Genomic DNA, 21,449 nt, shown 5'->3' with positions numbered 1-21,449 from the left:
TGGCGTGGGCGTCTTCTCACCCGGGCATCTCGCGGGGCGGCCGGGGCGGGCGTGGGACCTTCCCCGCCCGTCGTCGCCGCACCGCCCGCTCGCCTCACTGTCAGTACGCCCCCGTATTCTGTGTGACCATGCTCGAAGACCAGACCACCGCCGACACTCCCACTCCGTGGCCGGCCGCGTACCCCGAGGGGTACGCGGTCGTCGACGTGGAGACCACCGGGCTCGCGCGGGACGACCGGATAGTGTCGGCGGCGGTCTACCAGCTGGACGCCCGCGGGCAGGTCGAGGACCACTGGTACACGCTGGTCAACCCCGAGCGCGACCCCGGGCCCGTGTGGATCCACGGCCTGACGACCGCCGTCCTGTCCGGCGCGCCGCTGTTCTCCGAGATCGCGGACGAGTTCGCGAAGCGGCTGGAGGGCCGGGTCCTGGTGGCGCACAACGCCGCCTTCGACTGGTCGATGATCGCCCGGGAGTACGCCCGCGCGCGGGCGACCGCGCCCGTGCGGCAGCGGCTGTGCACGATCGCGCTCTCCAAGGAGCTGCAGCTGCCGCTGCCCAACCACAAGCTGGAGTCGCTCGCGGCGCACTACGGCGTCGTGCAGGAGCGCGCCCACCACGCGCTCGACGACGCCCGCGTGCTGGCCGAGGCGTTCCGGCCGAGCCTGCACCTGGCGGCCGGGGCCGATCTGCGGCTTCCGCTGCTCGCCTGCCAGCCCCTGACGGAGTGGTCCGACGGCCCGGCGACTCCCCGCACTTCGGGACATATCGGGCAACAGCGTTCGTACGGCTCGTCCAACAGCTGGCGGCCCAGCCGTAAGCGGCCCGCCTGCCCGTACCCGAACCCCGGGCGGTACAAAGAGGGCGAACAGCTCATTCAGGGCATGCGGGTGGCCTTCTCGGGTGACACCTCCATCGACCGCGAGCTGCTGGAGGACCGTGCCATCGAGGCGGGGCTGCACATCGCCACCAGCGTCTCCCGGCTGACCAGCGTGCTGGTGACCAACGACCCGGACTCCCCCACGACCAAGACCACCAAGGCACGCTCCTTCGGCACCCCGGTGATCGACGAGGCGGTCTTCGTCCAGCTGCTCTCGCACGTGGTCCCGGCGCCCGGCGGGCAGCAGGGCTGACGGGGGAGCGCCGGCGGGGCACCCGATGGCCCCGGGGTAAACCGGGCCAGGTACCGTCAAATGCGTGTACCGCTTCCTGTTGTCCCGGCAGTGGGTGATCCTCACCCTCGTGGGGCTCGTCCTCATCCCCGTGATGATCAAACTGGGCTTCTGGCAGTTCCACCGCCACGAGCACCGGGTCGCGCGCAACGACTTCGTCGCCCGCAGTCTCGCCGCCGACCCCGTGCCGGTCGCCGAGCTGTCCGGGCCCGGCAAGGACGTCTCCGGCGACGTCTGGCGCCAGGTCACCGCGAGCGGCACCTTCGACACCAAGGACGAGGTCGTCGTCCGGCTGCGGACCGACGCCGACGGCAAGTCCGGCTACATGGTCCTCACCCCCCTCCTGCTGGCGGACGGGCGGGCCGTGCTCGTCAACCGCGGCTGGATCCCCTCCACCGGCGATCTGACGAAGTTCCCCGAGGTCCCCGCACCGCCCGCCGGCAAGGTCACCGTCACCGGCCGGCTGCGCGCCGACGAGACCGACTCCAGCGGCATCAAGGACACCCGCGGTCTGCCGCCCCGTCAGGTGATGCGCATCAACAGCGAGCGCCAGGCGGAATCGCTGCACCGTCCCGTCCTCGGCGGCTACATCGAGCTCACCGCCCCGGACCCCGGTGACAAGGGCCCCGAGCCCGTGGCCGCCCCCGACCACGACAGCATCGGCCCGCACATGGCGTACGCCGTCCAGTGGTGGCTGTTCGCCGCCTTCGTGCCGGTCGGCTGGGTCGTCCTCGTCCGCCGCGAGCGCCGCGACCGCGCCGCCGAAGCCGCCGCCGGGACCGCGGACGCCACCGGCGCACAGCCCGCGGTCGCCCGTACAGCCGCCGCCCCGGAGTAGCCGCCCCGCACCGGGGGAAGACGCAGTCCGTGGCAGCACGCATCGAGGACTACGCGCTCATCGGCGACCTGCAGACCGCCGCCCTGGTCGGCCGCGACGGCTCGATCGACTGGCTCTGCCTGCCCCGCTTCGACTCGGCCGCCTGCTTCGCCGCCCTCCTGGGCGACGAGGACAACGGCCACTGGAGACTGGCCCCCGCCGGCACCGCCCCCGGCACCCCGTGCACGCGCCGCGCCTACCTCGAGGACTCCCTCGTCCTCGAAACCGTCTGGGAGACGCCGTCCGGCACCGCCAAGGTCACCGACTTCATGCCCCAGCGCGACCGCGCCCCCGACGTCGTCCGCATCGTCGAGGGCGTCTCGGGCAGCGTCGAGATGCTCGGCGTCCTGCGCCTGCGCTTCGACTACGGCAGCATCGTGCCGTGGATACGGCGCGCCTACGGCCACCGCGTCGCCGTCGCCGGGCCCGACTCCGCCTGGCTGCGCAGCGAGCCCCCCGTCAAGACCTACGGCCGCGACTTCAGCACCCGCTCCGAGTTCACCGTCTCCGCCGGCGACTCGGTCGCCTTCGTCCTCACCTGGCACCCCTCCCACCAGCCGCGCCCCGCCCTCGTCGACCCCCACGAGTCCCTGCGCCACAGCCTGGAGGACTGGCGCGAGTGGGCGGCCCGCTGCTGCTACCGCGGCCCCCACCGCGAAGCCGTCGTCCGTTCCCTGATCACCCTCAAGGCGCTCACCTACGCCCCCACCGGAGGCATCGCCGCCGCCGCGACCACCTCCCTCCCCGAGGAGATCGGCGGCGTCCGCAACTGGGACTACCGCTACTGCTGGCTGCGCGACTCCACCCTCACCCTCGGCGCCCTGCTCTCCGCCGGCTACGCCGACGAGGCGGCCGCCTGGCGCTCCTGGCTCCTGCGCGCCGCCGCCGGCGACCCCGCCGACCTGCAGGTGATGTACGGCCTGGCCGGCGAGCGCCGGCTCCCCGAGACCGAACTCCCCTGGCTCCCCGGCTACGAGGGCTCCGCCCCCGTCCGCATCGGCAACGGCGCCGTCAAGCAGCTCCAGCTCGACGTCTACGGCGAGGTCATGGACTCCCTCCACCTCGCCCGCCGCTGGGGCCTGCCGGCCAAGCCCCACGAGTGGAAGCTCCAGCGCTCCCTGATGGCGTACATCGAGGAGCACTGGCGCGAGCCCGACGAGGGCATCTGGGAGATCCGCAGCCCCCGCCGTCACTTCGTCCACTCCAAGGTCATGGCCTGGGTGGCCGCCGACCGCGCCGTCCGCGCCCTCGAAGCGGACCCCGGCCTGGACGGCGACGCGGACGGCTGGCGCGCCATGCGCGACGAGGTCCACCGCGAGGTCTGCGAGCGGGGCTTCGACGCCGAGCGCGGCACCTTCACCCAGTCCTACGGCTCCGAGGAGCTCGACGCCGCCACGCTCCTCATCCCCCGCGTCGGCTTCCTCCCGCCCGACGACCCCCGCGTGACCGGCACGGTCGACGCGGTCCGCCGCGAGCTGGACCACGGCGGCCTCGTCCGCCGCTACAGCTCCGACGGAAAGCCCATGGACGGCGTGCCCGGCAACGAGGGCGCGTTCCTGGCCTGTTCCTTCTGGCTGGCCGAAACCCTGCACATGACCGGCCGCACCAAGGAGGCGCACGACCTCTTCGAGCGCCTCCTCTCCCTCCGCAACGACGTCGGCCTCCTGGCCGAGGAGTACGACCCCGGCGCCGGGCGGCACCTCGGCAACTTCCCCCAGGCGTTCAGTCACATCGGCCTGGTCAACACCGCCCTGGCGCTCTTCCCTCCGCAAGACTGACCCCATGGATCTGGGACTGAAGGACCGCACGTACGTCCTCACCGGCGCGACCAGAGGCCTGGGCAACGCCGCGGCCGGAGAACTCGTCGCCGACGGCGCGAAGGCCGTCATCACCGGCCGCACGGAGGAATCCGTACGCAAGGCCGCCGCGGCCCTGGGACCCGACGCCCTCGGCGTGGCGGCCGACAACGCCGACCCCGCCACCCCGGACCGCGTGATCGCCGCGGCCCGCGACCACTTCGGCCGCTTCGACGGCATCCTCATCAGCGTGGGCGGCCCGCCGGCGGGAACCACGGCGGACGTCACCGACGACCAGTGGCACAGAGCCGTCGACACGATCTTCCTGGGAACGATCCGCCTGGCCCGCACGGCGGCGGCCGCCCTCGCCCCGGGCGGGGTCATCGGATTCGTCCTCTCCGCATCGGTCCACGAGCCGATCCGGGGCCTGACGGTCTCCAACGCCCTGCGCCCGGGCCTGGCGGGCTTCGCGAAATCCCTCTCCGCGGAACTGGGCCCGCGGGGCATCCGCGTGGTGGGCCTCCTCCCCCACCGCATCGACACGGACAGAGCCAGAGAACTGGACGCCCTCTCGGACGACCCGCAGAGAACACGGCAGCACCACACGGCGCAAATCCCCCTGGGCCGCTACGGCACCCCCACCGAATTCGGCAAGACGGCGGCGTTCCTGCTCTCCCCCGCGGCGTCCTACCTCACCGGCATCATGCTCCCGGTGGACGGCGGCGCCCGCCACGGCTTCTGACGGGGAGCGGACAGGAGGGAACGGGGCCGCAGGGGCAGGGATCCGGGACGCTGACGTGTATGTGCGGGCCCGGCGAGGGACGGGGCACCGATGCGGCGCCGGGCACGGGCCCGTAAACATACGGTCCCGGACCCCTGCCCCGGAGGCCCCGGCCCCGCACCGCCCGCTCACCCCACCCGCTCGGCCCGGTGCCGGACGGCCCTCAGCCGCACCTCCACCGGCAGCCGCCCCACCCCCGCCGACACCCGCGCGTGCTCCAGCGCCTCCCCGTCCAGCCGCGCCAGCGCCACCGCCGGCGACGCGTGCGGAGCCAGCGTCAGCCCCACCCGTGCCTCGGGCGCCGTCCGCCGCCCGAGCAGCGCGACGAGCGCCCGCTCCACCCCCTCCAGCGCCTCGGCCTCCGCGCAGACCGCCTCCTCCAGCGCCCGCCCCCGCAGAACCGCCTCCTCCCCGTCCCCGCTGTCCACGACCAGTTCCCTCAGGCGCCGCCGCCTCACCTGCGCCAGCAACCACCACAACGCCAGCAGGACCGCCACGGCAAGGGCCGCGATGACCGCCGGCCACCACCATCCCTCGCCCCGCCACTTCACCTGCGCGGCCCGGCTCAGCAGCACGTCCCGCGGCCCGTCGAACGGCCAGACAGACGGCAGGGACAGCCCCCACCGCCGCCGCAGGTCGAACGACCCGACGAGGACCGCCGAGCCGCCCCCGGCCAGGACCAGCCCGGCGACTCCCACCAGCACCCGGTTGACGGACTTCAGCACGGCCCCCACATCCTCACCGCTTCACCGGCCGGTTCACCCGCACCGAAACCCCGGGCTCGTGCGCGAGTCCCAGCTTCCGCACGCCCTCGGCGATCACCGCATCCACATCCCCGCGTACGTCGTCCAGGTCCCGGAAGTGGGACTGCGCGCGCACCCTCACCCGGCGCCGGCCGACACCGACCCGTACCGACTGCACCCCCGCCACCTCCATGGCCCGGTCCCGCAGCACCAGCGCCGCGGCCCGCCGGTCGATGCCGGCCCTGAGGTCCGCGCGGTCGCGCCGCATCGGCAGGACGGACCGCAGCCCGGGCGTGACGGCGAGCGCGACGAGCCACACCCCCGCCACCACGGCCACGCCGGCACAGGCGACGATCCACGCGTCCTCCAGGGGGCGGGTGGCCAGCTCGTGCGCGAGCCTGCGCCGCCATCCCATGGCGGGCCGGTGCGCACGGACGGCCGCCACGTCGTACAGGAGGACACCGGCCGCCCCCAGCACCACCGCGGCCACCAGAAACGCAGGCACGCGCCGCACGGACCAGAACCGCCGCGCAGGCGCCCGGAGCGCGCCCGTGCCCGTGCCCTCGCTCGAACCCTCGTCCCCACGCACCTCTTCCTTGCCCGCGCTCACCGCACCCGCTCCCGCCCCGCCGACGCCGTGTGCACGGAGTGCAGCCGCTCCACGCTGACCGCGACCTCCGGCACCTCCATCCCCGCGAGAGCCCGCACCCGCTCGGCGATCCGCCGCCGCACGGCACCGCACTGCGCCCCGATGTCCGAGGGATAGGCCAGCTCGACGGCGACCCGGACCCGCGCGACGTCGTCGTGCACGGTGACCGTGGCGTACGGCGGGGAGACGTCCGCGCCGGTCGTCGGAACACCTTTCGCCGAAACACCCACCGGGCCCCCTCTTGCCGGAGCGCCGCTCAACGCCTCCCGCGCCGCCTGCGAAGCGATCTTCGCGACGACGCGGTCGGCGATCCGGGTCGCACCGCGCTCAGCGGCCTCCACCACCGGCCGTCACCCCTTCCGCACGCCTCGCACGCCTCGCACCCGTCACACCCGGCGCGGCGGACCCGTACGTCACCGCCGCCGCCCCTCCCGGTCCCGGGGACGGAAGAACTCCCCCGGATCCAGGTCCCCGTCCAGGAAGCGGCCCACCACGAACCCGACCGCGCCCAGGGCAGCCACAAGCAGAAAGGCTCCGAACCCGCCGAAGTACCCGGCGAACCCGAGCGCCAAGCCGGCGATCATGCCGACGACGGCCATGCTCATCCTGCGCTCCTCTACTGGAGCCTCGGCTCCGGCTCTTCCTCTTCCTCGTCGGGCAGCTTCACGTCGCTGACGGCGATGTTCACCTCGACGACTTCGAGGCCGGTCATGCGCTCCACCGCCGCGATGACGTTCTCCCGGACGGAGCGGGCGACATCCGCGATGGCCACTCCGTAATCCACGACGATCTCCAGGTCGAGGGCCGTCTGGACCTCGCCGACCTCGGCCTTCACCCCGCGGGCGACGGACCTGTTGCCCCCGGGCACCCGGTCGCGGACGGCCCCGAAAGTGCGGGAGAGACCGCTGCCCATCGCGTGGACGCCGACGACGTCCCGCGCCGCGAGTCCGGCGATCTTCTCCACGACCCCGTCGGCGATGGTGGTGCGGCCACGGTCGGCCGGGGCGGTCGGAACGGTCTCCTTGCCGCTAACGGTCTCGCTCATCGTCCATTCGCCTCTTTCCCGTGAAAGGAAAACGTCATGGCTGACACTGACGGGCTCCGTTTGCCACCTTAGGTGCGCTTCACCCGTACCGCTCGGGGGATCCGGGGGAAACGGCCGGAGCGAACCGCTGTCCGAGTGAGCCCTCCGTCCGGAACGCGCCGGGTGGGGCAGGCTGAAGGCGAGGGGGCGGCGAAGGCCTGCCCCACAGGGCTGAGGGGTGACCACGATGGCCGCAGACCAGTGGGCACAGACCGTACGGCGGCAGCTCGCACTCGGCAGGCTGCTCACCCTGGGCGGCGCGGCGGACGGCGCCTGGATCACGGAGTCGGCGGCCGTGGGCGCACTGCGCCGTGCGGCGCACGCCGCGCTCCCGGCGGTGCGTCTGAACACGGTCCGCATCGCCCTCACGAAGGCGGCCTCTCCACCGGCGGTGCCGCCGCCCCCGAGCGCGCTCCCGCCGGGGCCCCTGCGCATCGAGGCGGACTGCGCGACGACGGCGGACGTCCCGTTCCCGGAGACGGCGGCCCGGCTGCGGGCGGTGCTGGGGCGGGCCGCCGCCGAGCGGATCGGCCTGCGCGTGGAGGCGATCGACCTCAGGCTGACGGAACTGCTGGACGACAGGCCGCCCCGGGACGGGCGGGACGGCACCGCCGCCGCGCCGCCCCGGCCCCAGCCGCCACCCCCGGCCGGCCAGGACCCGCTGACCCGGGCGGCCCTCTCCGTCCGGGGCGTCTCCCACGCGACGCTGCGGAGGAGGGGCGGCGATCACGTCCAGACGGACATCGCCGTGACGGCGGAGCACCGCGCACTGGATGTGGCGCGGGACGTCCGCACGGCGGTGACCCGGGCGTCGGCGCAGGTCGTACCGCCACCGTCGACGACTTCTGTCATGGTCACAACGATAGAATCCCCGCCTGCTTGAGCACGGTGGCGACGTTCGGCCTCGTCCGGGTGTGCGTCGTGCACCCCATGCTCGGCGGCCCGCTCTTCGAAAAATCTTCACGAGGAACACAGGGGGAGAAAGACCCATGGCGCTGAGACAGCTGATGTCATTCGGCGGCAGCACCTGGCTGGGAGGCGTACGCCACGCCCGCCGCCACGCCAACAGCATCTTCGCCACCGCCGGCCCCGGCCGCACCACCGACCCGGTCATAGGCCGCGTCCAGAAGGCACGGGCCGTCGTCGGAGCCCTCACCACGTTCGGGCTGATATCCGTCTACGGCGTCGACGGCGGCTGGAGCGCGGTGTTCGAGGACGGGCTCACCAAGCTGTTCGCGGCACCACTGGTCCTGCTGCTCGTCGGCCCGCTCGTCATCGCCGGCTTCATCTGGTACGTGCCGCCGCAGCACCGCCCGGTGCTGCGCTCACGACTGCGCTACCCGCTCAGGGCCATCGGCTGGTACCTGGGCATACCGCTCGGCGCGGTCGCCGGGTTCGCGGTCCTGGCCCTGCTGCTCAAGGCCTCGCAGGGGATCTTCGCCCTCCAGGCGGTCATCTCCCTCGCCATCCTCGTCGTGGGCCTGCCGTTCCTGGTCTGGGCGGCGGCGTTCCTCGTCTTCTCCTCGGGCTCCGCCGCCCGTTACGCCTTCAACACGGCCGATGTGCACGCCGCGCTGCCGGCCGTCCTGACGGCCGTCCTCGTGTGGGTGCTCAACGTCGTCCAGCTCGGTGACGGCCTGCCGAACGGGCCGGTGGGGGTGCAGATCGCCGCGTTCCTCGGCGGCCCCCTCTCCGTCACCGCCGTGTCGTACTGGGAGCTGCACGTGCTGCGCACCCGCCACGGCGTCCGCGTCCGCGGCTGAGCCGCGGAAAGGGGGGCTCACTCCCCCAGCCGGGGCTCACTCGCGCCGGCCGGGGCTCACTCCCCCTCAGCCGGGGCCTACTCCCCCAGCCCCGCCAGGTCCCGCAGCCGCCGCCCCTGGGCGGCGCGCTCGGCGGCGCGCTGGTCGTCGTACGTGCGTCCGGCCGCGCCGCGCAGCAGCGCCTTGGTCTCGACGACGGCGTCCCGCGGTGCGGCGAGGACGGCCGCGGCGAGGTCCTGGACGGCGGCGTCGAGCTCTTCCGCGGGCACGACCAGGTTGGCGAGGCCCGTGCGCTCGGCCTCCTCGGCGTGCACGAAGCGCCCGGTGGCGCAGATCTCGAGCGCGCGGGCGTAGCCGACGAGCGCGACGAGCGGCTGGGTGCCGCCCAGGTCGGGCACCAGGCCCAGGCTGGGCTCGCGCATGGCGAACTGCACGTCCTCGGCGCAGACCCGCAGGTCGCAGGCGAGGGCGAGCTGGAAGCCGGCGCCTATCGCATGGCCCTGGACGGCGGCGATGGAGACGATGTCGCTCCGCCGCCACCAGGTGAAGGCGGACTGGTACGCGGAGATCTCGGCGTCGAGCGCCTCTTCGGGGCCGCGGGCCAGGTCGAGGAACGAGGGCTCGCCCTCGAAGCCCTCGGGAGTGAAGGCCTGCCGGTCGAGACCGGCCGAGAAGGACTTGCCCTCCCCGCGCAGCACGACGATCCGCACGCTGCCCGGGAGCAGCCGTCCGGCTTCGGTCAGCGCCCGCCAGAGTGCGGGCGACTGGGCATTGCGCTTGGCGGGGTTGGTGAGGGTGACGGTGGCCACCGCGTCATCCACGGTGAGCCGTACGCCGTCCTGGTCGAGCAGAGTCTTGGGGGTAGTCATCAGGGCCTCCGATCGGACTACTGCACAGTAGGTGACTGCACAGTAACCACCCGGTCGACTGCTCGACCGACCGGGTGGCACTGTCCACACTGTCGGTTGCCCTGGGGTGCGCGGGGCGTCAGGCCGAGGCGGCCTTCTTGCCGCGCGTCGCTCCGCCGCGACCCCGGAGGATCACGCCGGATTCACTGAGCATCCGGTGAACGAAGCCGTAGGAGCGGCCGGTCTCTTCGGCCAGCGCCCTGATGCTCGCACCGGAGTCGTACTTCTTCTTCAGGTCTGCCGCGAGCTTCTCGCGCGCGGCGCCGGTCACCCGGCTGCCCTTCTTCAGAGTCTCGGCCACCCGTGCCTCCTCATGGGAGATGCGCCTCTTGACTCTCATGATCACCCCTATACGGCCTCCTGGCCACCCATTCGACAAGGTCCATGAGAAGTCCGCGGGCCCCGGCGGCCCCGAAATCCGGCGTCGGCGGGCCTCGGAACAGGAAATTCCGAACGGGCGCGCTCGTACGGCCGTACGGGTGGCGTAGCGAAGGGGCAGGTCAGACGGGGCACTCCCGCCCGGTGGTGCGAACGCCCCGGCGCATGACACTGGTCGTGCGCCGGGGCGGCGGGTGACAGCGGGGTACGAGCCGCTCTCACTCAGATGATGGATCACCCGTCGGCCGAATGATCGGGACGGCACCGATCACGCCCGGTACGGGGCGGGGGGTCAGGCGAGGGCGACCAGGTCCGCGTAGTCCGGGCCCCAGAGGTCCTCGACGCCGTCCGGCAGCAGGATGATGCGCTCCGGCTCGAGCGCGTCGACGGCGCCCTCGTCGTGGGTCACCAGCACCACTGCGCCCTTGTACGTGCGCAGCGCGCCGAGGATCTCCTCGCGGCTGGCCGGGTCGAGGTTGTTGGTGGGCTCGTCGAGCAGCAGCACGTTGGCGGAGGAGACGACCAGGGTGGCCAGGGCCAGCCGGGTCTTCTCGCCGCCGGACAGCACGCCCGCGGGCTTGTCGACGTCGTCGCCGGAGAACAGGAAGGAGCCCAGCGTCTTGCGGACCTCGACCAGGTCGAGGTCGGGCGCGGAGGAGCGCATGTTCTCCAGGACCGTGCGGTCCGGGTCGAGCGTCTCGTGCTCCTGCGCGTAGTAGCCGAGCTTGAGGCCGTGGCCGGGGGTGACCTGGCCGGTGTCGGGCTTCTCGGCGCCGGCGAGCAGCCGCAGCAGCGTGGTCTTGCCCGCACCGTTGAGGCCGAGGATGACCACGCGCGAGCCCTTGTCGATGGCCAGGTCGACGTCGGTGAAGATCTCCAGCGAGCCGTAGGACTTCGACAGGCCCTCGGCGGTGAGCGGGGTCTTGCCGCACGGCGCGGGCTCCGGGAAGCGGAGCTTGGCGACCTTGTCGGAGACGCGGACCTCGTCCAGGCCCTTGAGCAGCCGCTCGGCGCGCTTGGCCATGTTCTGCGCGGCGACGGTCTTGGTGGCCTTGGCGCGCATCTTGTCGGCCTGCGAGTTGAGGGCGGCGGCCTTCTTCTCGGCGTTCTGGCGCTCGCGCTTGCGGCGCTTCTCGTCGGCCTCGCGCTGCTGCTGGTAGAGCTTCCAGCCCATGTTGTAGACGTCGATCTGCGAACGGTTCGCGTCGAGGTAGAAGACCTTGTTGACGACGGTCTCGACGAGGTCGACGTCGTGGGAGATCACGATGAAGCCGCCGCGGTACGTCTTGAGGTAGTCCCGCAGCCAGGCGATGGAGTCGGCGTCGAGGTGGTTGGTGGGCTCGTCGAGCAGCAGGACGTCGGCGTCGGAGAAGAGGATCCGGGCCAGCTCGACGCGGCGGCGCTGACCGCCGGAGAGGGTGTGCAGGGGCTGGCCGAGGATGCGGTCGGGCAGGCCGAGGGCGGCCGCGATGGTGGCGGCCTCCGCCTCGGCGGCGTAGCCGCCCTTGGTGAGGAACTCGGTCTCCAGACGGGCGTACTTCTTCATCGCGTTGTCGCGGGTGGCGCCCTTGCCGTTGGCCATGCGGTCCTCGTTCTCGCGCATCTTGCGCAGGACGGAGTCGAGGCCGCGGGCGGAGAGGATGCGGTCGCGGGCGAGCACGTCGAGGTCGCCGGTGCGCGGGTCCTGCGGGAGGTAGCCGACCTCGCCGGAGCGGCTGATCGTGCCGCCCGCGGGCATGCCCTCGCCGGCCAGGCACTTGGTGAGGGTGGTCTTGCCCGCGCCGTTGCGGCCCACGAGGCCGATGCGGTCGCCCTTGGCGATGCGGAAGGAGGCGTTCTCGATGAGGATGCGGGCGCCGGCGCGCAGCTCGATGCCGGAGGCGGTGATCACGGGGATTACTCCAGGGCGTGGTGGACGGCGGTGGGGACGGGGGTGAACTCGGCAGCGCGCGGGCGGGCCCTTGCGGGCACGCGGGCGACGGGCGGCCGGCGCCGTCTAATGCACGAGGAGGAATGCCATGCCCATCAGTCTAACGGGGAAGCGCAACTCGCTTTCCGGGGCGTTTCCGGGCCCGCGGACCGGGCGCCGCGCGCGGTCAGGCGAAGGGGCGGTCCGCGGAGAACGCCGCGATCCGGGACGTCCACGGTGTTCCGGGGGCGCAGTGGCGGGCGATCAGGAGGACGTCGGTGCGGCGGGCCGTGCGGGACGGGTCGAAGGCGCAGCCGGCCCCCGCGCCGCGGTGCCACCGGAGGCCGCCGTCGCCGAGCGCGTAGGCGGTGACCAGGCGCGGGGTGACGACGGCCACGGCGCCCGGCTGCGGGCCGAGCAGCTGAAGGACGCCGGACGCGCGCCGGACGGCCGGGGTCCCGGGCCAGCCGGGGGCGCCGCGGTGCCAGACGGAGAGGGTGCCGTGGTGCAGGGCGGTGCCGGTGACCAGGCCGTCGTCCCAGAGGGCGACGGCCGCGCCGCGGGCGGGGCGGGCCTGGAGCGGGCGGTGCCCGTCACGGGCGTACGTCCAGCGGCGCGCGCCCGTGTCCGGGTCGTACGCCTCCAGGCCGCCCCGCGCGAGCCGCAGCCGGGGGGCGCGGGCGGCGGCGGAGAGGGCCGGGCGGGCGGCGGCGTGCAGGGTGAGCCGGTCGCCGAAGGGGGCGTGCTGGACGTGGCGGGCCGCGGCGGCCATCAGCAGGACCAGGAGCAGGGTGGTGAGGAGCAGCACGAGGGAGGCAGGGAAGGGGGTGCCGCGGCCGCCGTGCACCGTATCCGCCGTCGCCATGGGGGCACTCCTTCCGTACCGTTTGTCCTGGATATCCGGGGCGCCGCCGGACGGCCCCGCCGACACGCCGGACCGGACAGTTCCGCAATAGCCACAAATGGGGCGATTCGCCGATACTCAGGGATGGGAAGGCGGTGGGCGCATGCAGTTCGACGACGACGCGGGACTGGACACCTCCCAGGTCCAGGACGAGCGCGGCAGCCGGATCCCGGGCGGCGGGATGACCATCGGCGGCGGCATCGTCGGGCTGGTCGCACTGGTGCTCGGGCTGTTCTTCGGCATCGGCCCGCAGGAGCTCGGGCTCACCTCCGAACCGGCGCCGGGCGGTACCTCGAACAGCGACGCCCAGGTCACCCGGGACTGCAAGACGGGCCGGGACGCCAACACCCGCGAGGACTGCCGCATCGTCGCCGTGGTCAACAGCGCCCAGTCCTTCTGGAGCCGGGAGTTCGCCCGCCGCTCGGCCACCTACACGCCGGCGTCGACGGTCTTCTTCACCGGCCAGGTCCGTACGGCCTGCGGACCCGCGTCCTCGGCCGTCGGGCCCTTCTACTGCCCCGGCGACCGGAAGGTCTACCTCGACCTCGGGTTCTTCAACGAGCTGCGGACGAAGTTCGGGGCGAGCGGCGGCCCGTTCGCCGAGGCCTACGTCGTCGCGCACGAGTACGGGCACCACGTCCAGAACCTGATGGGGACGCTCGGCCGCTCCCAGGACGGCGGCACGGGCGCCGGGAGCAACGCCGTCCGGGTCGAGCTGCAGGCCGACTGCTACGCGGGGGTCTGGGCCCGGCACGCGACGACCACGCCCGAGAAGTCCACCGGGCGCCCCCTGATCAAACAGCTGACCAAGGCGGACATCGACGACGGCCTGTCGGCGGCCGCGGCCGTCGGCGACGACCGCATCCAGGAGAAGTTCCAGGGCCGGGTGACCCCCGAGAGCTGGACGCACGGCTCGGCCGCACAGCGGCAGCAGTGGTTCAACACGGGGTACAGCACGGGGGACATGGCCCGGTGCAACACCTTCCGCTGACCGATTCCGCCGACCACCGATTCCGCCGACCGAGGAGTGACCCCAGATGACAGGCACGCACACGCCGAGCATCTACCCCACGCTGCTCTACCGCGACGCGAAGGCGGCGATCGCACAGCTCACCAAGGCGTTCGGCTTCGCTCAGGCCGCCCTGTACGAGAGCGAGGACGGCACGGTCCTGCACGCCGAACTCGCCTACGGCAACGGCAGGGTGATGATCGGTTCGAAGGGACGGGTGGGGGTGTTCGCCGAGGCCATGCGCGAGAGCGGTCCGGTGGGCGTCTACGTCGTGGTCGAGGACACCGACACGCACTTCCGGCAGGCCGACAAGAGCGGCGTGGAGATCCTGATGCCGCCGACGGACCAGGAGTACGGCTCGCGGGACTACATGGCGCGGGACCTGGAGGGGAACGTGTGGAGCTTCGGGACGTACGTCCCGGCGGGGTGAGCCCGGCGCGGCCGGCGGGGACGGGCCCGGCCCTGGCCGGCCGGGCTCCGTCCGGGCCCCGCCCTGGCTCCTAGGCTCCGCCCGTGTGGACCTGGAAGGCGGCTTTCCGGACAGCCTTGGCCAAGGCCGGGTCCGGATGGGCCGCCGCGAGGGCGACCAGCACCTGCACCGTGCGCGGGTGCCCCACCGCCCGCACCTCCTCCAGCAGCCCCGGCACCGTGCCCTGGACCGCCGAGTCGAGGTGCCGCACCAGCAGCCGGCTCTCCCCGTGGTCGGCGACGGCCGCGGCGGTGTCCACCCACAGCCAGGTGGCCTCCTCGCGGGTGAGCACCTCGGCTGCCTGCTCCGGGTCGCGGCCCTCGTGCTGGGGGAGCCACAGCAGGGCGTAGGGCCGCAGGCACGGCTCGTCGGCCACGGCCCGCACGGCCGGCTCCGCTGCCGCGCCGACCGCGCGCAGGGCCTCGAACGCCAGGCCCCGCACGAGGGCGTCGTCGCCGCGGGCGGCGTCGAGGAGCTCGCTGAGGGCGCTGCCGGCGGGGCGGGCGGCCAGCCAGGCGCGGTACTCGGCGCGGGCCGGGCCCGGGGTGAGGTCGGCGCAGCCGCGCAGCATGGCCTCGGCGGACAGCTCGATGTTGCCCGCGGGGCTCTGCGCGGCGACGCAGATCTGCTCCAGCTTGACCCACACCGCCCAGTTGCCGAGCGGGGTCAGCACGGCTTCGGCCCCCGGCCCGGTGCCGCCGGGCACGACCAGGGCGCCGACGGAGGCGAGCCCTTCGAGGGCCCAGGCCAGCAGCTCCTCCAGGGGGTCCTCGTCGGTGGGCGCGGACCGGGCCGGGGGCACCGGCCGGCCGCCGTAGGGCACTTCGCAGCGCTCGGCGCGGATCTCGGCGACGCGCTGCTGGAGCAGGTCGAGGAGCATCGGCACGGCCACCGGCCCGGCCGACAGGTGCATGACGGACAGCAGCTGCGGCGCGGCCTCGACGACCTCGGCGGCGACCGTCGCGTCGGTGCCCGCGGGCGCGGGGTGGGCGAGGGACCAGGCGTCGAAGAGGGCGACCCAGCCGCGCAGGACGGCGCCGTCGTCGCGGTCCCACGCCTGCAGGCGCCAGCCGGGGCGGGCGGTGCCGCCGTGCAGCTCGACGAGCCCCGCGAGGCGGGCGTGGTCCCAGTCGGTACGCGCCTGGTGGGGCGTCAGACCCAGGGCCGCGGCGGCCCGCTCGGCCGTCTCCGCGGAAAGCCCTCCGGTGGTGCCGGGGCGCAAGGTGGCGCCGCGGCCGCGCTCGTCGGCCGCCCAGCGGGCCACGCGGACCGCGCCGGTGAGGCAGTTTCTGGCCTGCCGGGCCAGCTCCGCCGGTGCCGGCGTGCCGGCGGGCGGGCGGGGCGCCGGGCGGGAGCCTCGGTTCGCCACGGCCCGGCGGGCAGCGGCGATCGGCTGTCGGGGGACAAGTCTGAGCCGGGAGTCGCGCGGAGTACGGGACGTCACAGGAGCAGTCTTGCCGCTGCCGCTCCGAAAACCCAATCGGAATCAATTGTCCAGCCCTCCACCATTCACTTCCTGCCGCTGGATCAGGGCTGCTTGGAGGCTGTGAGGGCGTCACATCAAGGGGATGAGGAACCTCCGCAGAGCCTCCTCGTAACGCCCCGGGGCGGCATTCCACATCGCGGCGTGCGGGGCCCGGCCGACGGTGTGCAGGACGATCAGATCGGGGCGGGCGGCCGCGAGTTCGCGTGACGTGTGCCACGGCGCGACGGTGTCGTCGGGGCCGTGGGCGAGGAGGACGGGCAGGGTCAGCCGGGCCGGGTCCCGGACCCGGGCGAGCCCGTCCGGGGCCATTCCGGTCCGGCCGCGGGCGGCGTGCAGGGCGAGCGGGAGCAGCGGGGCGGGCACGCCGCGGGCCGCGGCCAGGGAGTGCAGGGCGGCCGGCCAGTCGAGCACGGGCGAATCCATGACCAGGCCACTGATGTGCGGGCGCAGGGCGGGGTCGGTGGCCGCGAGCAGCGCCATGGTGGCGCCCGTGGACCAGCCGTGGAGGACGATACGGCGGGCACCCTGGGCCAGGGCATAGCGGACGGCAGCGGCGAGATCATGCCATTCGGCCAGCCCGAAACGGCTGATTCCGTCCGGTGGCCGGGGGGCTCCGGAATCGCCCCGGTAGGCCAGGTCGAGGACCGGCAACCGGAGGCGGTGCAGGAGCGGCATGACGACCATCGGGTGCTCGCGGGTGGCGCCCAGGCCGTGCACGGTGATCACCCAGGTGTCGCGGGCGGCGGGCAGGAACCAGGCGGGCAGCGGTCCGAGCTCGCCGGGGACCACGACGTCGGCGTGGTCGAGGCCGAGGGCGTCGCGGGGGTTCCCGGCGTGCAGCTGCGGGGTCATCCACACCCGGTCACCCGGCTCGGGCACGCCGCGCGTGACGCGCTCCAGGCGGCGCACCACGGCGTCGGCGGCGTGCGGCGCGTCCTGGACGACGGAGCCGACGACTGCGTGCAGGCCGCTTCCGGTAAGCCCGTAGACGCCCGGGCGCAGCGAGGCCTGGTGGCGGGTGAGGGTGATGAAGTCGCCGTCGACGGCGTGGACGGCGAGCCGCGGCTGATCGGGCGGCGGCCCGCCGGGGGAAGCCCGGAGGGCGGCGTCGGAGGCGTACCGTCCGGCCGCCAGGGCGGCCGCACCGGCACCGAAAGCCGTGACGGCGGCCACGGCCGCCGTGGTCCGTATGCCCATGCTCCCCAGTGTGGGCGGCCGGGCCGACACCGGCCAGTGGGCGGGTTGCCTGCCGGCGGCGGGCCCGGAATCTCCTGCCGCCGCCGCGGCGTGCAACCGCGACGTGCCATCCCGGCGGTGCCGGACTCGCCGCCGGCTCGGCACCGCCGGACTCCGCCGCGGTGGCTGCTCGCCGTCGCGGCGGGGGTTTGCTGCGTGGCAGCTGGAGGGCGGCCATGGCATTCGCCGCTCGGGCCGAGCCGGAATCTCCCGCCGCCACGGCGCGCAACCGCGACGTGCCATCCCGGCGGTGCCGGACTCGCCGTCGGCTCGGCACCGCCGGGCTCCGCCGCGGTGGTTACTCGCCGCTGCGGCGGAGGGTGTGGCCGAGGTCACGGCCCCGGCGACCGGGGCCCGGCCTCCGGAACCTCGGGCCCCGGCCCCGGGCGGCCAGGGCCGCCTACGGCCTCCCGTAGCCGCGGAGTTTTTCCTCGGCTCGTTCGGCCTGGGCGGGAGTGAGGAGCGTGGGGGTGCGGCCGGGGAGTGACGAGGCGGTGAGCCAGACCCGGCACATCCACTCCAGCTGGGCGGTGCGGTCGTACGCCTGGTCGAGGCTCGCGCCGTAGGTGAGGGTTCCGTGATTGCGCAGGAGGCAGCCGGTGCGGCCGGTGAGGGCCTCCAGGGCGTGCGCGGCCAGCTCGTCGCTGCCGTAGAGGGCGTAGGGGGCGACGCGGACCGGCCCCCCGAGGGCGCCGGCCATGTAGTGGATCAGCGGGAGCTCGTCGACGAGGGTGGAGACGGCCGTGGCGTGCACGGCGTGGGTGTGCACGATGGCCGCGGCGCCGGTGGCGCGGTAGACGGCGAGGTGCAGGGGGAGCTCGCTGGTGGGGGCCAGGTCGCCCAGGAGCGGGCGGCCCTCCAGGTCGACGGCGACCAGGTCGCGCGGGGTCAGCCGGTCGTACGGGATGCCGCTCGGGGTGACGACGACGGCGTCCCCGACCCGTGCGGAGACGTTGCCCGAGGTGCCCACCACGAGGCCGTCGGCCGTGGTGCGCCGGGCCGTGGCGACGACGCCGTCCCATGCCCGGCGGATCTGTTCGCTCTCTCTCATCCGTCCCTCCGTCCGTCCTGCCATTCGTGCCCCACCTCCGGTTCGCGTCACTGATCGGTCCGGCCCAGTTCACCTTCCGTTCACCCAGGGTCTTTACGGTCCACGCTGTACTGACCATCGAGCTGATTGCCTGGGTGAATGGAACACATCACGCTTCTCATCGGGATCGTGATCGTCACGGCCTTGGTGTTCGACTTTACGAACGGCTTCCACGACACGGCCAACGCCATGGCCACCACCATCTCCACCGGGGCTCTCAAGCCCAAGACCGCGGTGGCGATGTCGGCGGTCCTGAACCTCGTCGGGGCGTTCCTGTCCGTCGAGGTGGCCAAGACCATCTCCGGGGGAATCATCGATGAGACCGCCGGCATCAGACCCGAAGTGATCTTCGCCGGTCTGGTCGGCGCCATCGTCTGGAACCTGCTGACCTGGCTCGCCGGGCTCCCCTCCAGCTCCTCGCACGCCCTCTTCGGCGGTCTGATCGGTGCGACGGTCGTCGCCGTCGGCTTCGACGCGGTCAACACCGACAAGGTCGTCATGAAGGTGCTGATCCCGGCCGTCGCCGCGCCGCTCGTGGCCGGCATCGCCGCCTGGTGCGCGACCCGCCTCACCTACCGGCTCACCAAGGGCCGCGACGAGCGCGAGACCGCCAAGGGCTACCGCGCCGGCCAGATCGCCTCGGCCGCCCTGGTCTCCCTCGCCCACGGCACCAACGACGCCCAGAAGACCATGGGCGTGATCACCCTCGCCCTCGTCGCCGGCGGCGTCGTCGCCCCGCACGCCGACCCGCCCATGTGGGTCATCGTCTCCGCGGGCCTGGCCATCGCGCTCGGCACGTACCTGGGCGGCTGGCGCATCATCCAGACCCTCGGCAAGGGCCTCACCGACATCAAGCCCGCGCAGGGCTTCGCCGCGCAGACCGGCGCCGCGACCGTGATCCTCGCCTCCTCGCACATCGGCTTCGCCCTCTCCACCACCCAGGTCTGCTCCGGCTCGATCATGGGCGCCGGCCTCGGCCGCAAGGGCGGCGTCGTCCGCTGGTCGACCGCAAGCCGCATGATCATGGCCTGGGGCCTGACCCTGCCCGCCGCGGGCCTGGTCGCCGGTGGCGCCGCCCTCCTCGCCGACCAGGGCGACTGGGGCGTCGCGGCCGTCGCCGTCCTCGGCCTGGCCGTCTCCGGCGCGATCTGGCTGGCCTCGCGCCGCAAGCCGGTCACCCACGAGGACCTCGACTCGAGCGAGGCCGGCACCGACGCCGAGCCGGCCGGTGTCGTCACCGCGGCCCTGCAGGCCGTCGCCCCGCCGCCGGCCGGCCCCCTGGCCGCCGCGGTCTCCCCCTCCCCCGAGGCCGGGCGGGCTCCTGCCGCCGCCACGGCGAGCTAAGGCTTAAGGAAGAAACAGCATGCAGATCGACTGGGCAGCCCTCGGCCAGGTCTTCGGCGTCAGCCTCGTGGTGACGGTCGGCCTGGTGGGCATCTTCACCCTCGGCATCGTCGGCACGTCTCCCCGTGCGGGGAGCTCGGCGGGCTCGGCGGCGGGTGCGGGTGCGCTCGCGCGGCGCTCCGGTGCGTACGCGTGCTTCGCACTGTGCGCGGCGGCCGTGGGTTACGGCATCTACCTGATCGTGGTGTAACCGCCACGACCCGCTTCGACGGCCGGGACCCCCATGGGGGTCCCGGCCGCTGCGTTTCCCCTCCGGGGGTTGCAGGCACCTTCGGGTGTCGCAGGCGGCACGGCACCGCCGGGAAGGCGCGTCACGGTTGCGCGCCGCGGCGGCGGCACAAGATTCCGCCTCGGCCCGGGCGGCAAAGGCCGGGGCCGCCCTCGCCCTCGCGCCCGCCGCACGCAACATCCGCCGCAACGGCGGGCAACCAGCACGGCGGAGCCCGGCGGTGCTCTGCTCCCGGTCTGCTCGGCGCAGCCGGGAACGTCGGGTCGGGCCAGGTCAGAGGTGAGTTGACGGCGCCCGCGGCGCATGGTGGACTTCCGGAGCCAAACGGCGACAGCAGAGGAAGCCGGTGTGAATCCGGCGCGGTCCCGCCACTGTCACCGGGGAGCGTCTCCCCCACGCGATGCCACGGCGGCGAGCCGGAAGGCCGGGGCGGCGCGGATCCGGGAGCCAGGAGACTCTGGTCGCCGGTCACGTCGAGCCAGGGCGCGGACCCTGAGTGAGGACACATCGTCATGCCCGGCGCCCGCCACCGAACGCCCCGCACACTTCCCTCCCCCCGCCGAGGCGTGACGGCGGTCTGAGCCGATGCGTGCCGATCCGATCGGTTTCGCGTGCGGCGCCGCCCTCGGCTTCCTCGGTGACCGCGTCCTGGGCGACCCCCGCCGCGGCCACCCCGTGGCCGCGTTCGGCCGCGCCGCCCAGACCGTCGAGCAACGCCTGTGGCGCGACCACCGCGGCCACGGCGCCGTGCACGCCCTGCTGTGCGCGGGCGGCGCCGCCGCCGGTGCCGCGCTGCTGGCGCGCGCCGCACGCGCTTCCCGCCCCGCCGGCATCGCCCTGACCGCCGCCGCCACCTGGGCCGTGCTCGGGGGCACCTCCCTGGGCCGCGAGGCCCGCGCCATCGGCGGCGCGCTCGCCGCCGGCGACGAGGACGTCGCCCGCGAGCGCCTGCCGCACCTGTGCGGGCGCGACCCGCAGGCCCTGGACGGGCAGCAGATCGCGCGCGCCGTCGTGGAGTCCGTGGCCGAGAACACCTCCGACGCCGTCGTCGGCGCGCTGGTGTGGGGCGCCCTGGGGGGCGTGCCGGGGCTGGTGGGCTTCCGGGCGGTGAACACGCTGGACGCGATGGTGGGCCACAAGTCGCCCCGATACCGCCGCTTCGGCTGGGCCTCGGCCCGTCTCGACGACGTCGCCGGCTGGCCCGGCGCCCGCCTCACCGCGGCCCTCGCCGTCCTCGCGGGCCCGGATCCGCGCGGCGCCTGGCGGGTGGTCCGGCGGGACGCGTCCCGTCACCCCAGCCCCAACGCGGGCCCCGTGGAGGCCGCGTTCGCCGGCGCCCTCGGCGTGCGCCTCGGCGGCACCCTCGCGTACGCGGGCCGCGTCGAGCACCGTCCCGTGCTGGGGGCGGAGAACCGCCCGGTGGCGACGGACGACATCGAACGCGCGGTACGCCTTTCGCGCCGGGTGTCCCTGCTGGCCCTGGGAACGGCCGTGGTGGGCAGGCTCTCTGTCGGAAACTTCGCACGGTACGCACGGAGGAGGAGCCGGTGACGGCTGACAGG

General features: G+C 74.1%; 23 protein-coding genes and 1 riboswitch. Of the genes, 11 read left to right on the top strand and 12 right to left on the bottom strand.

The genetic code is table 11. From position 1 onward, the window contains the following. Positions 1-128: 128 nt before the first annotated feature. The 4 genes from AS857_RS21970 to AS857_RS21955 all read left to right on the top strand — a co-directional run bounded on the left by AS857_RS21970 (position 129) and on the right by AS857_RS21955 (position 4,587). Positions 129-1,133 (top strand): DEDDh family exonuclease, encoded by a 1,005-nt coding sequence (locus AS857_RS21970; protein WP_058046975.1) that lies wholly within the window; start codon positions 129-131, stop codon positions 1,131-1,133. Positions 1,134-1,197: 64 nt separating this feature from the next. Continuing rightward, positions 1,198-2,010, top strand: coding sequence for an SURF1 family cytochrome oxidase biogenesis protein (locus AS857_RS21965; protein WP_058044995.1), 813 nt, complete (start codon positions 1,198-1,200; stop codon positions 2,008-2,010). Between the two features lie 29 nt (positions 2,011-2,039). Further along, positions 2,040-3,827: a glycoside hydrolase family 15 protein gene (locus AS857_RS21960; RefSeq protein WP_058044994.1), complete on the top strand. Its 1,788-nt coding sequence runs from the start codon at positions 2,040-2,042 to the stop codon at positions 3,825-3,827. Between the two features lie 4 nt (positions 3,828-3,831). Then, complete coding sequence (locus AS857_RS21955) at positions 3,832-4,587, top strand: SDR family oxidoreductase (protein ID WP_058044993.1); 756 nt, start codon at positions 3,832-3,834, stop codon at positions 4,585-4,587. A 167-nt stretch (positions 4,588-4,754) separates the two neighbouring features. Here the strand turns inward: AS857_RS21955 and amaP are convergent, their stop codons facing one another. The 5 genes from amaP to AS857_RS21930 all read right to left on the bottom strand — a co-directional run bounded on the left by amaP (position 4,755) and on the right by AS857_RS21930 (position 7,063). Next, on the bottom strand, positions 4,755-5,360 hold the full coding sequence (gene amaP / locus AS857_RS21950; protein WP_107105643.1) for an alkaline shock response membrane anchor protein AmaP: 606 nt from the start codon (positions 5,358-5,360) through the stop codon (positions 4,755-4,757). Positions 5,361-5,364: 4 nt separating this feature from the next. Further along, positions 5,365-5,958 carry a DUF6286 domain-containing protein gene (locus AS857_RS21945; RefSeq protein ID WP_058046974.1) on the bottom strand — a complete coding sequence of 198 codons (594 nt, stop codon included), beginning with the start codon at positions 5,956-5,958 and terminating at the stop codon, positions 5,365-5,367. Between the two features lie 17 nt (positions 5,959-5,975). Continuing rightward, the gene (locus AS857_RS21940; protein ID WP_079110822.1) at positions 5,976-6,359 is read right to left on the bottom strand and encodes an Asp23/Gls24 family envelope stress response protein; all 384 of its coding nucleotides are present in this window, start codon (positions 6,357-6,359) and stop codon (positions 5,976-5,978) included. A gap of 72 nt (positions 6,360-6,431) precedes the next feature. Next, a complete protein-coding gene (locus AS857_RS21935) occupies positions 6,432-6,623 on the bottom strand; it encodes a hypothetical protein (RefSeq protein WP_058044990.1) in 192 nt (63 codons plus the stop codon). A gap of 11 nt (positions 6,624-6,634) precedes the next feature. Continuing rightward, complete coding sequence (locus AS857_RS21930) at positions 6,635-7,063, bottom strand: Asp23/Gls24 family envelope stress response protein (RefSeq protein ID WP_058044989.1); 429 nt, start codon at positions 7,061-7,063, stop codon at positions 6,635-6,637. A 226-nt stretch (positions 7,064-7,289) separates the two neighbouring features. On the opposite strand from AS857_RS21930, the gene AS857_RS21925 reads away from it, so the two are divergent. Both AS857_RS21925 and AS857_RS21920 read left to right on the top strand, forming a co-directional pair. Further along, entirely contained in the window at positions 7,290-7,985 is a 696-nt protein-coding gene (locus AS857_RS21925) for a hypothetical protein (RefSeq protein ID WP_058044988.1), read from the top strand. Positions 7,986-8,091: 106 nt separating this feature from the next. Continuing rightward, positions 8,092-8,865, top strand: a complete 774-nt coding sequence (locus tag AS857_RS21920) for a hypothetical protein (RefSeq protein ID WP_058044987.1) — start codon at positions 8,092-8,094, stop codon at positions 8,863-8,865. Between the two features lie 77 nt (positions 8,866-8,942). On the opposite strand, the gene AS857_RS21915 is transcribed toward AS857_RS21920, so the two are convergent. The 4 genes from AS857_RS21915 to AS857_RS21900 form a co-directional block, all read right to left on the bottom strand. Beyond that, complete coding sequence (locus AS857_RS21915; protein WP_058044986.1) at positions 8,943-9,734, bottom strand: enoyl-CoA hydratase/isomerase family protein; 792 nt, start codon at positions 9,732-9,734, stop codon at positions 8,943-8,945. Between the two features lie 118 nt (positions 9,735-9,852). Next, complete coding sequence (locus tag AS857_RS21910; RefSeq protein WP_030366669.1) at positions 9,853-10,074, bottom strand: helix-turn-helix domain-containing protein; 222 nt, start codon at positions 10,072-10,074, stop codon at positions 9,853-9,855. A gap of 369 nt (positions 10,075-10,443) precedes the next feature. Continuing rightward, entirely contained in the window at positions 10,444-12,042 is a 1,599-nt protein-coding gene (locus AS857_RS21905) for an ABC-F family ATP-binding cassette domain-containing protein (RefSeq protein WP_058044985.1), read from the bottom strand. Positions 12,043-12,247: 205 nt separating this feature from the next. Further along, entirely contained in the window at positions 12,248-12,925 is a 678-nt protein-coding gene (locus AS857_RS21900) for a hypothetical protein (RefSeq protein WP_058044984.1), read from the bottom strand. A 142-nt stretch (positions 12,926-13,067) separates the two neighbouring features. Between AS857_RS21900 and ypfJ the strand changes: the two genes are divergently transcribed. Together ypfJ and AS857_RS21890 are read left to right on the top strand one after the other, a co-directional pair. Beyond that, the gene (gene ypfJ / locus AS857_RS21895; RefSeq protein WP_058044983.1) at positions 13,068-13,955 is read left to right on the top strand and encodes a KPN_02809 family neutral zinc metallopeptidase; all 888 of its coding nucleotides are present in this window, start codon (positions 13,068-13,070) and stop codon (positions 13,953-13,955) included. A 46-nt stretch (positions 13,956-14,001) separates the two neighbouring features. Beyond that, the gene (locus AS857_RS21890; protein ID WP_058044982.1) at positions 14,002-14,403 is read left to right on the top strand and encodes a VOC family protein; all 402 of its coding nucleotides are present in this window, start codon (positions 14,002-14,004) and stop codon (positions 14,401-14,403) included. Between the two features lie 70 nt (positions 14,404-14,473). Here the strand turns inward: AS857_RS21890 and AS857_RS21885 are convergent, their stop codons facing one another. The 3 genes from AS857_RS21885 to AS857_RS21875 all read right to left on the bottom strand — a co-directional run bounded on the left by AS857_RS21885 (position 14,474) and on the right by AS857_RS21875 (position 18,215). Beyond that, complete coding sequence (locus AS857_RS21885; RefSeq protein ID WP_173864792.1) at positions 14,474-15,886, bottom strand: hypothetical protein; 1,413 nt, start codon at positions 15,884-15,886, stop codon at positions 14,474-14,476. 111 nt (positions 15,887-15,997) lie between these two features. Further along, the gene (locus tag AS857_RS21880) at positions 15,998-17,125 is read right to left on the bottom strand and encodes an alpha/beta hydrolase (RefSeq protein WP_058044980.1); all 1,128 of its coding nucleotides are present in this window, start codon (positions 17,123-17,125) and stop codon (positions 15,998-16,000) included. A 439-nt stretch (positions 17,126-17,564) separates the two neighbouring features. Then, on the bottom strand, positions 17,565-18,215 hold the full coding sequence (locus AS857_RS21875) for a class II aldolase/adducin family protein (RefSeq protein WP_079110557.1): 651 nt from the start codon (positions 18,213-18,215) through the stop codon (positions 17,565-17,567). Positions 18,216-18,353: 138 nt separating this feature from the next. Here AS857_RS21875 and AS857_RS21870 point away from each other — a divergent pair, with 138 nt between their 5' ends. The 3 genes from AS857_RS21870 to AS857_RS21860 all read left to right on the top strand — a co-directional run bounded on the left by AS857_RS21870 (position 18,354) and on the right by AS857_RS21860 (position 21,438). After that, positions 18,354-19,598 (top strand): inorganic phosphate transporter, encoded by a 1,245-nt coding sequence (locus AS857_RS21870; RefSeq protein WP_058044978.1) that lies wholly within the window; start codon positions 18,354-18,356, stop codon positions 19,596-19,598. Between the two features lie 19 nt (positions 19,599-19,617). After that, positions 19,618-19,848 carry a hypothetical protein gene (locus tag AS857_RS21865; protein ID WP_058044977.1) on the top strand — a complete coding sequence of 77 codons (231 nt, stop codon included), beginning with the start codon at positions 19,618-19,620 and terminating at the stop codon, positions 19,846-19,848. A gap of 376 nt (positions 19,849-20,224) precedes the next feature. Next, a riboswitch (cobalamin riboswitch) is annotated at positions 20,225-20,344 on the top strand. Positions 20,345-20,472: 128 nt separating this feature from the next. Beyond that, a complete protein-coding gene (locus tag AS857_RS21860; protein ID WP_058044976.1) occupies positions 20,473-21,438 on the top strand; it encodes a cobalamin biosynthesis protein in 966 nt (321 codons plus the stop codon). Positions 21,439-21,449: the final 11 nt, after the last annotated feature.

The sequence above is a fragment of the Streptomyces roseifaciens genome (assembly GCF_001445655.1).
Taxonomy (GTDB): domain Bacteria; phylum Actinomycetota; class Actinomycetes; order Streptomycetales; family Streptomycetaceae; genus Streptomyces; species Streptomyces aureoversilis.
This window is presented reverse-complemented; position numbering and strand designations above follow the sequence as displayed.

Bases quoted from the DNA above. Each gene is read 5' to 3' on its own strand.
- AS857_RS21890 (WP_058044982.1), top strand. From the start codon at position 14,002: ATGACAGGCACGCACACGCCGAGCATCTACCCCACGCTGCTCTACCGC.
- AS857_RS21860 (WP_058044976.1), top strand. From the start codon at position 20,473: ATGCGTGCCGATCCGATCGGTTTCGCGTGCGGCGCCGCCCTCGGCTTC.
- AS857_RS21900 (WP_058044984.1), bottom strand. From the start codon at position 12,925: ATGGCGACGGCGGATACGGTGCACGGCGGCCGCGGCACCCCCTTCCCT.
- AS857_RS21970 (WP_058046975.1), top strand. From the start codon at position 129: ATGCTCGAAGACCAGACCACCGCCGACACTCCCACTCCGTGGCCGGCC.
- AS857_RS21955 (WP_058044993.1), top strand. From the start codon at position 3,832: ATGGATCTGGGACTGAAGGACCGCACGTACGTCCTCACCGGCGCGACC.
- AS857_RS21925 (WP_058044988.1), top strand. From the start codon at position 7,290: ATGGCCGCAGACCAGTGGGCACAGACCGTACGGCGGCAGCTCGCACTC.
- AS857_RS21930 (WP_058044989.1), bottom strand. From the start codon at position 7,063: ATGAGCGAGACCGTTAGCGGCAAGGAGACCGTTCCGACCGCCCCGGCC.
- AS857_RS21920 (WP_058044987.1), top strand. From the start codon at position 8,092: ATGGCGCTGAGACAGCTGATGTCATTCGGCGGCAGCACCTGGCTGGGA.
- AS857_RS21880 (WP_058044980.1), bottom strand. From the start codon at position 17,125: ATGGGCATACGGACCACGGCGGCCGTGGCCGCCGTCACGGCTTTCGGT.
- ypfJ (WP_058044983.1), top strand. From the start codon at position 13,068: ATGCAGTTCGACGACGACGCGGGACTGGACACCTCCCAGGTCCAGGAC.
- AS857_RS21865 (WP_058044977.1), top strand. From the start codon at position 19,618: ATGCAGATCGACTGGGCAGCCCTCGGCCAGGTCTTCGGCGTCAGCCTC.
- AS857_RS21935 (WP_058044990.1), bottom strand. From the start codon at position 6,623: ATGAGCATGGCCGTCGTCGGCATGATCGCCGGCTTGGCGCTCGGGTTC.
- AS857_RS21870 (WP_058044978.1), top strand. From the start codon at position 18,354: ATGGAACACATCACGCTTCTCATCGGGATCGTGATCGTCACGGCCTTG.
- AS857_RS21875 (WP_079110557.1), bottom strand. From the start codon at position 18,215: ATGAGAGAGAGCGAACAGATCCGCCGGGCATGGGACGGCGTCGTCGCC.
- AS857_RS21915 (WP_058044986.1), bottom strand. From the start codon at position 9,734: ATGACTACCCCCAAGACTCTGCTCGACCAGGACGGCGTACGGCTCACC.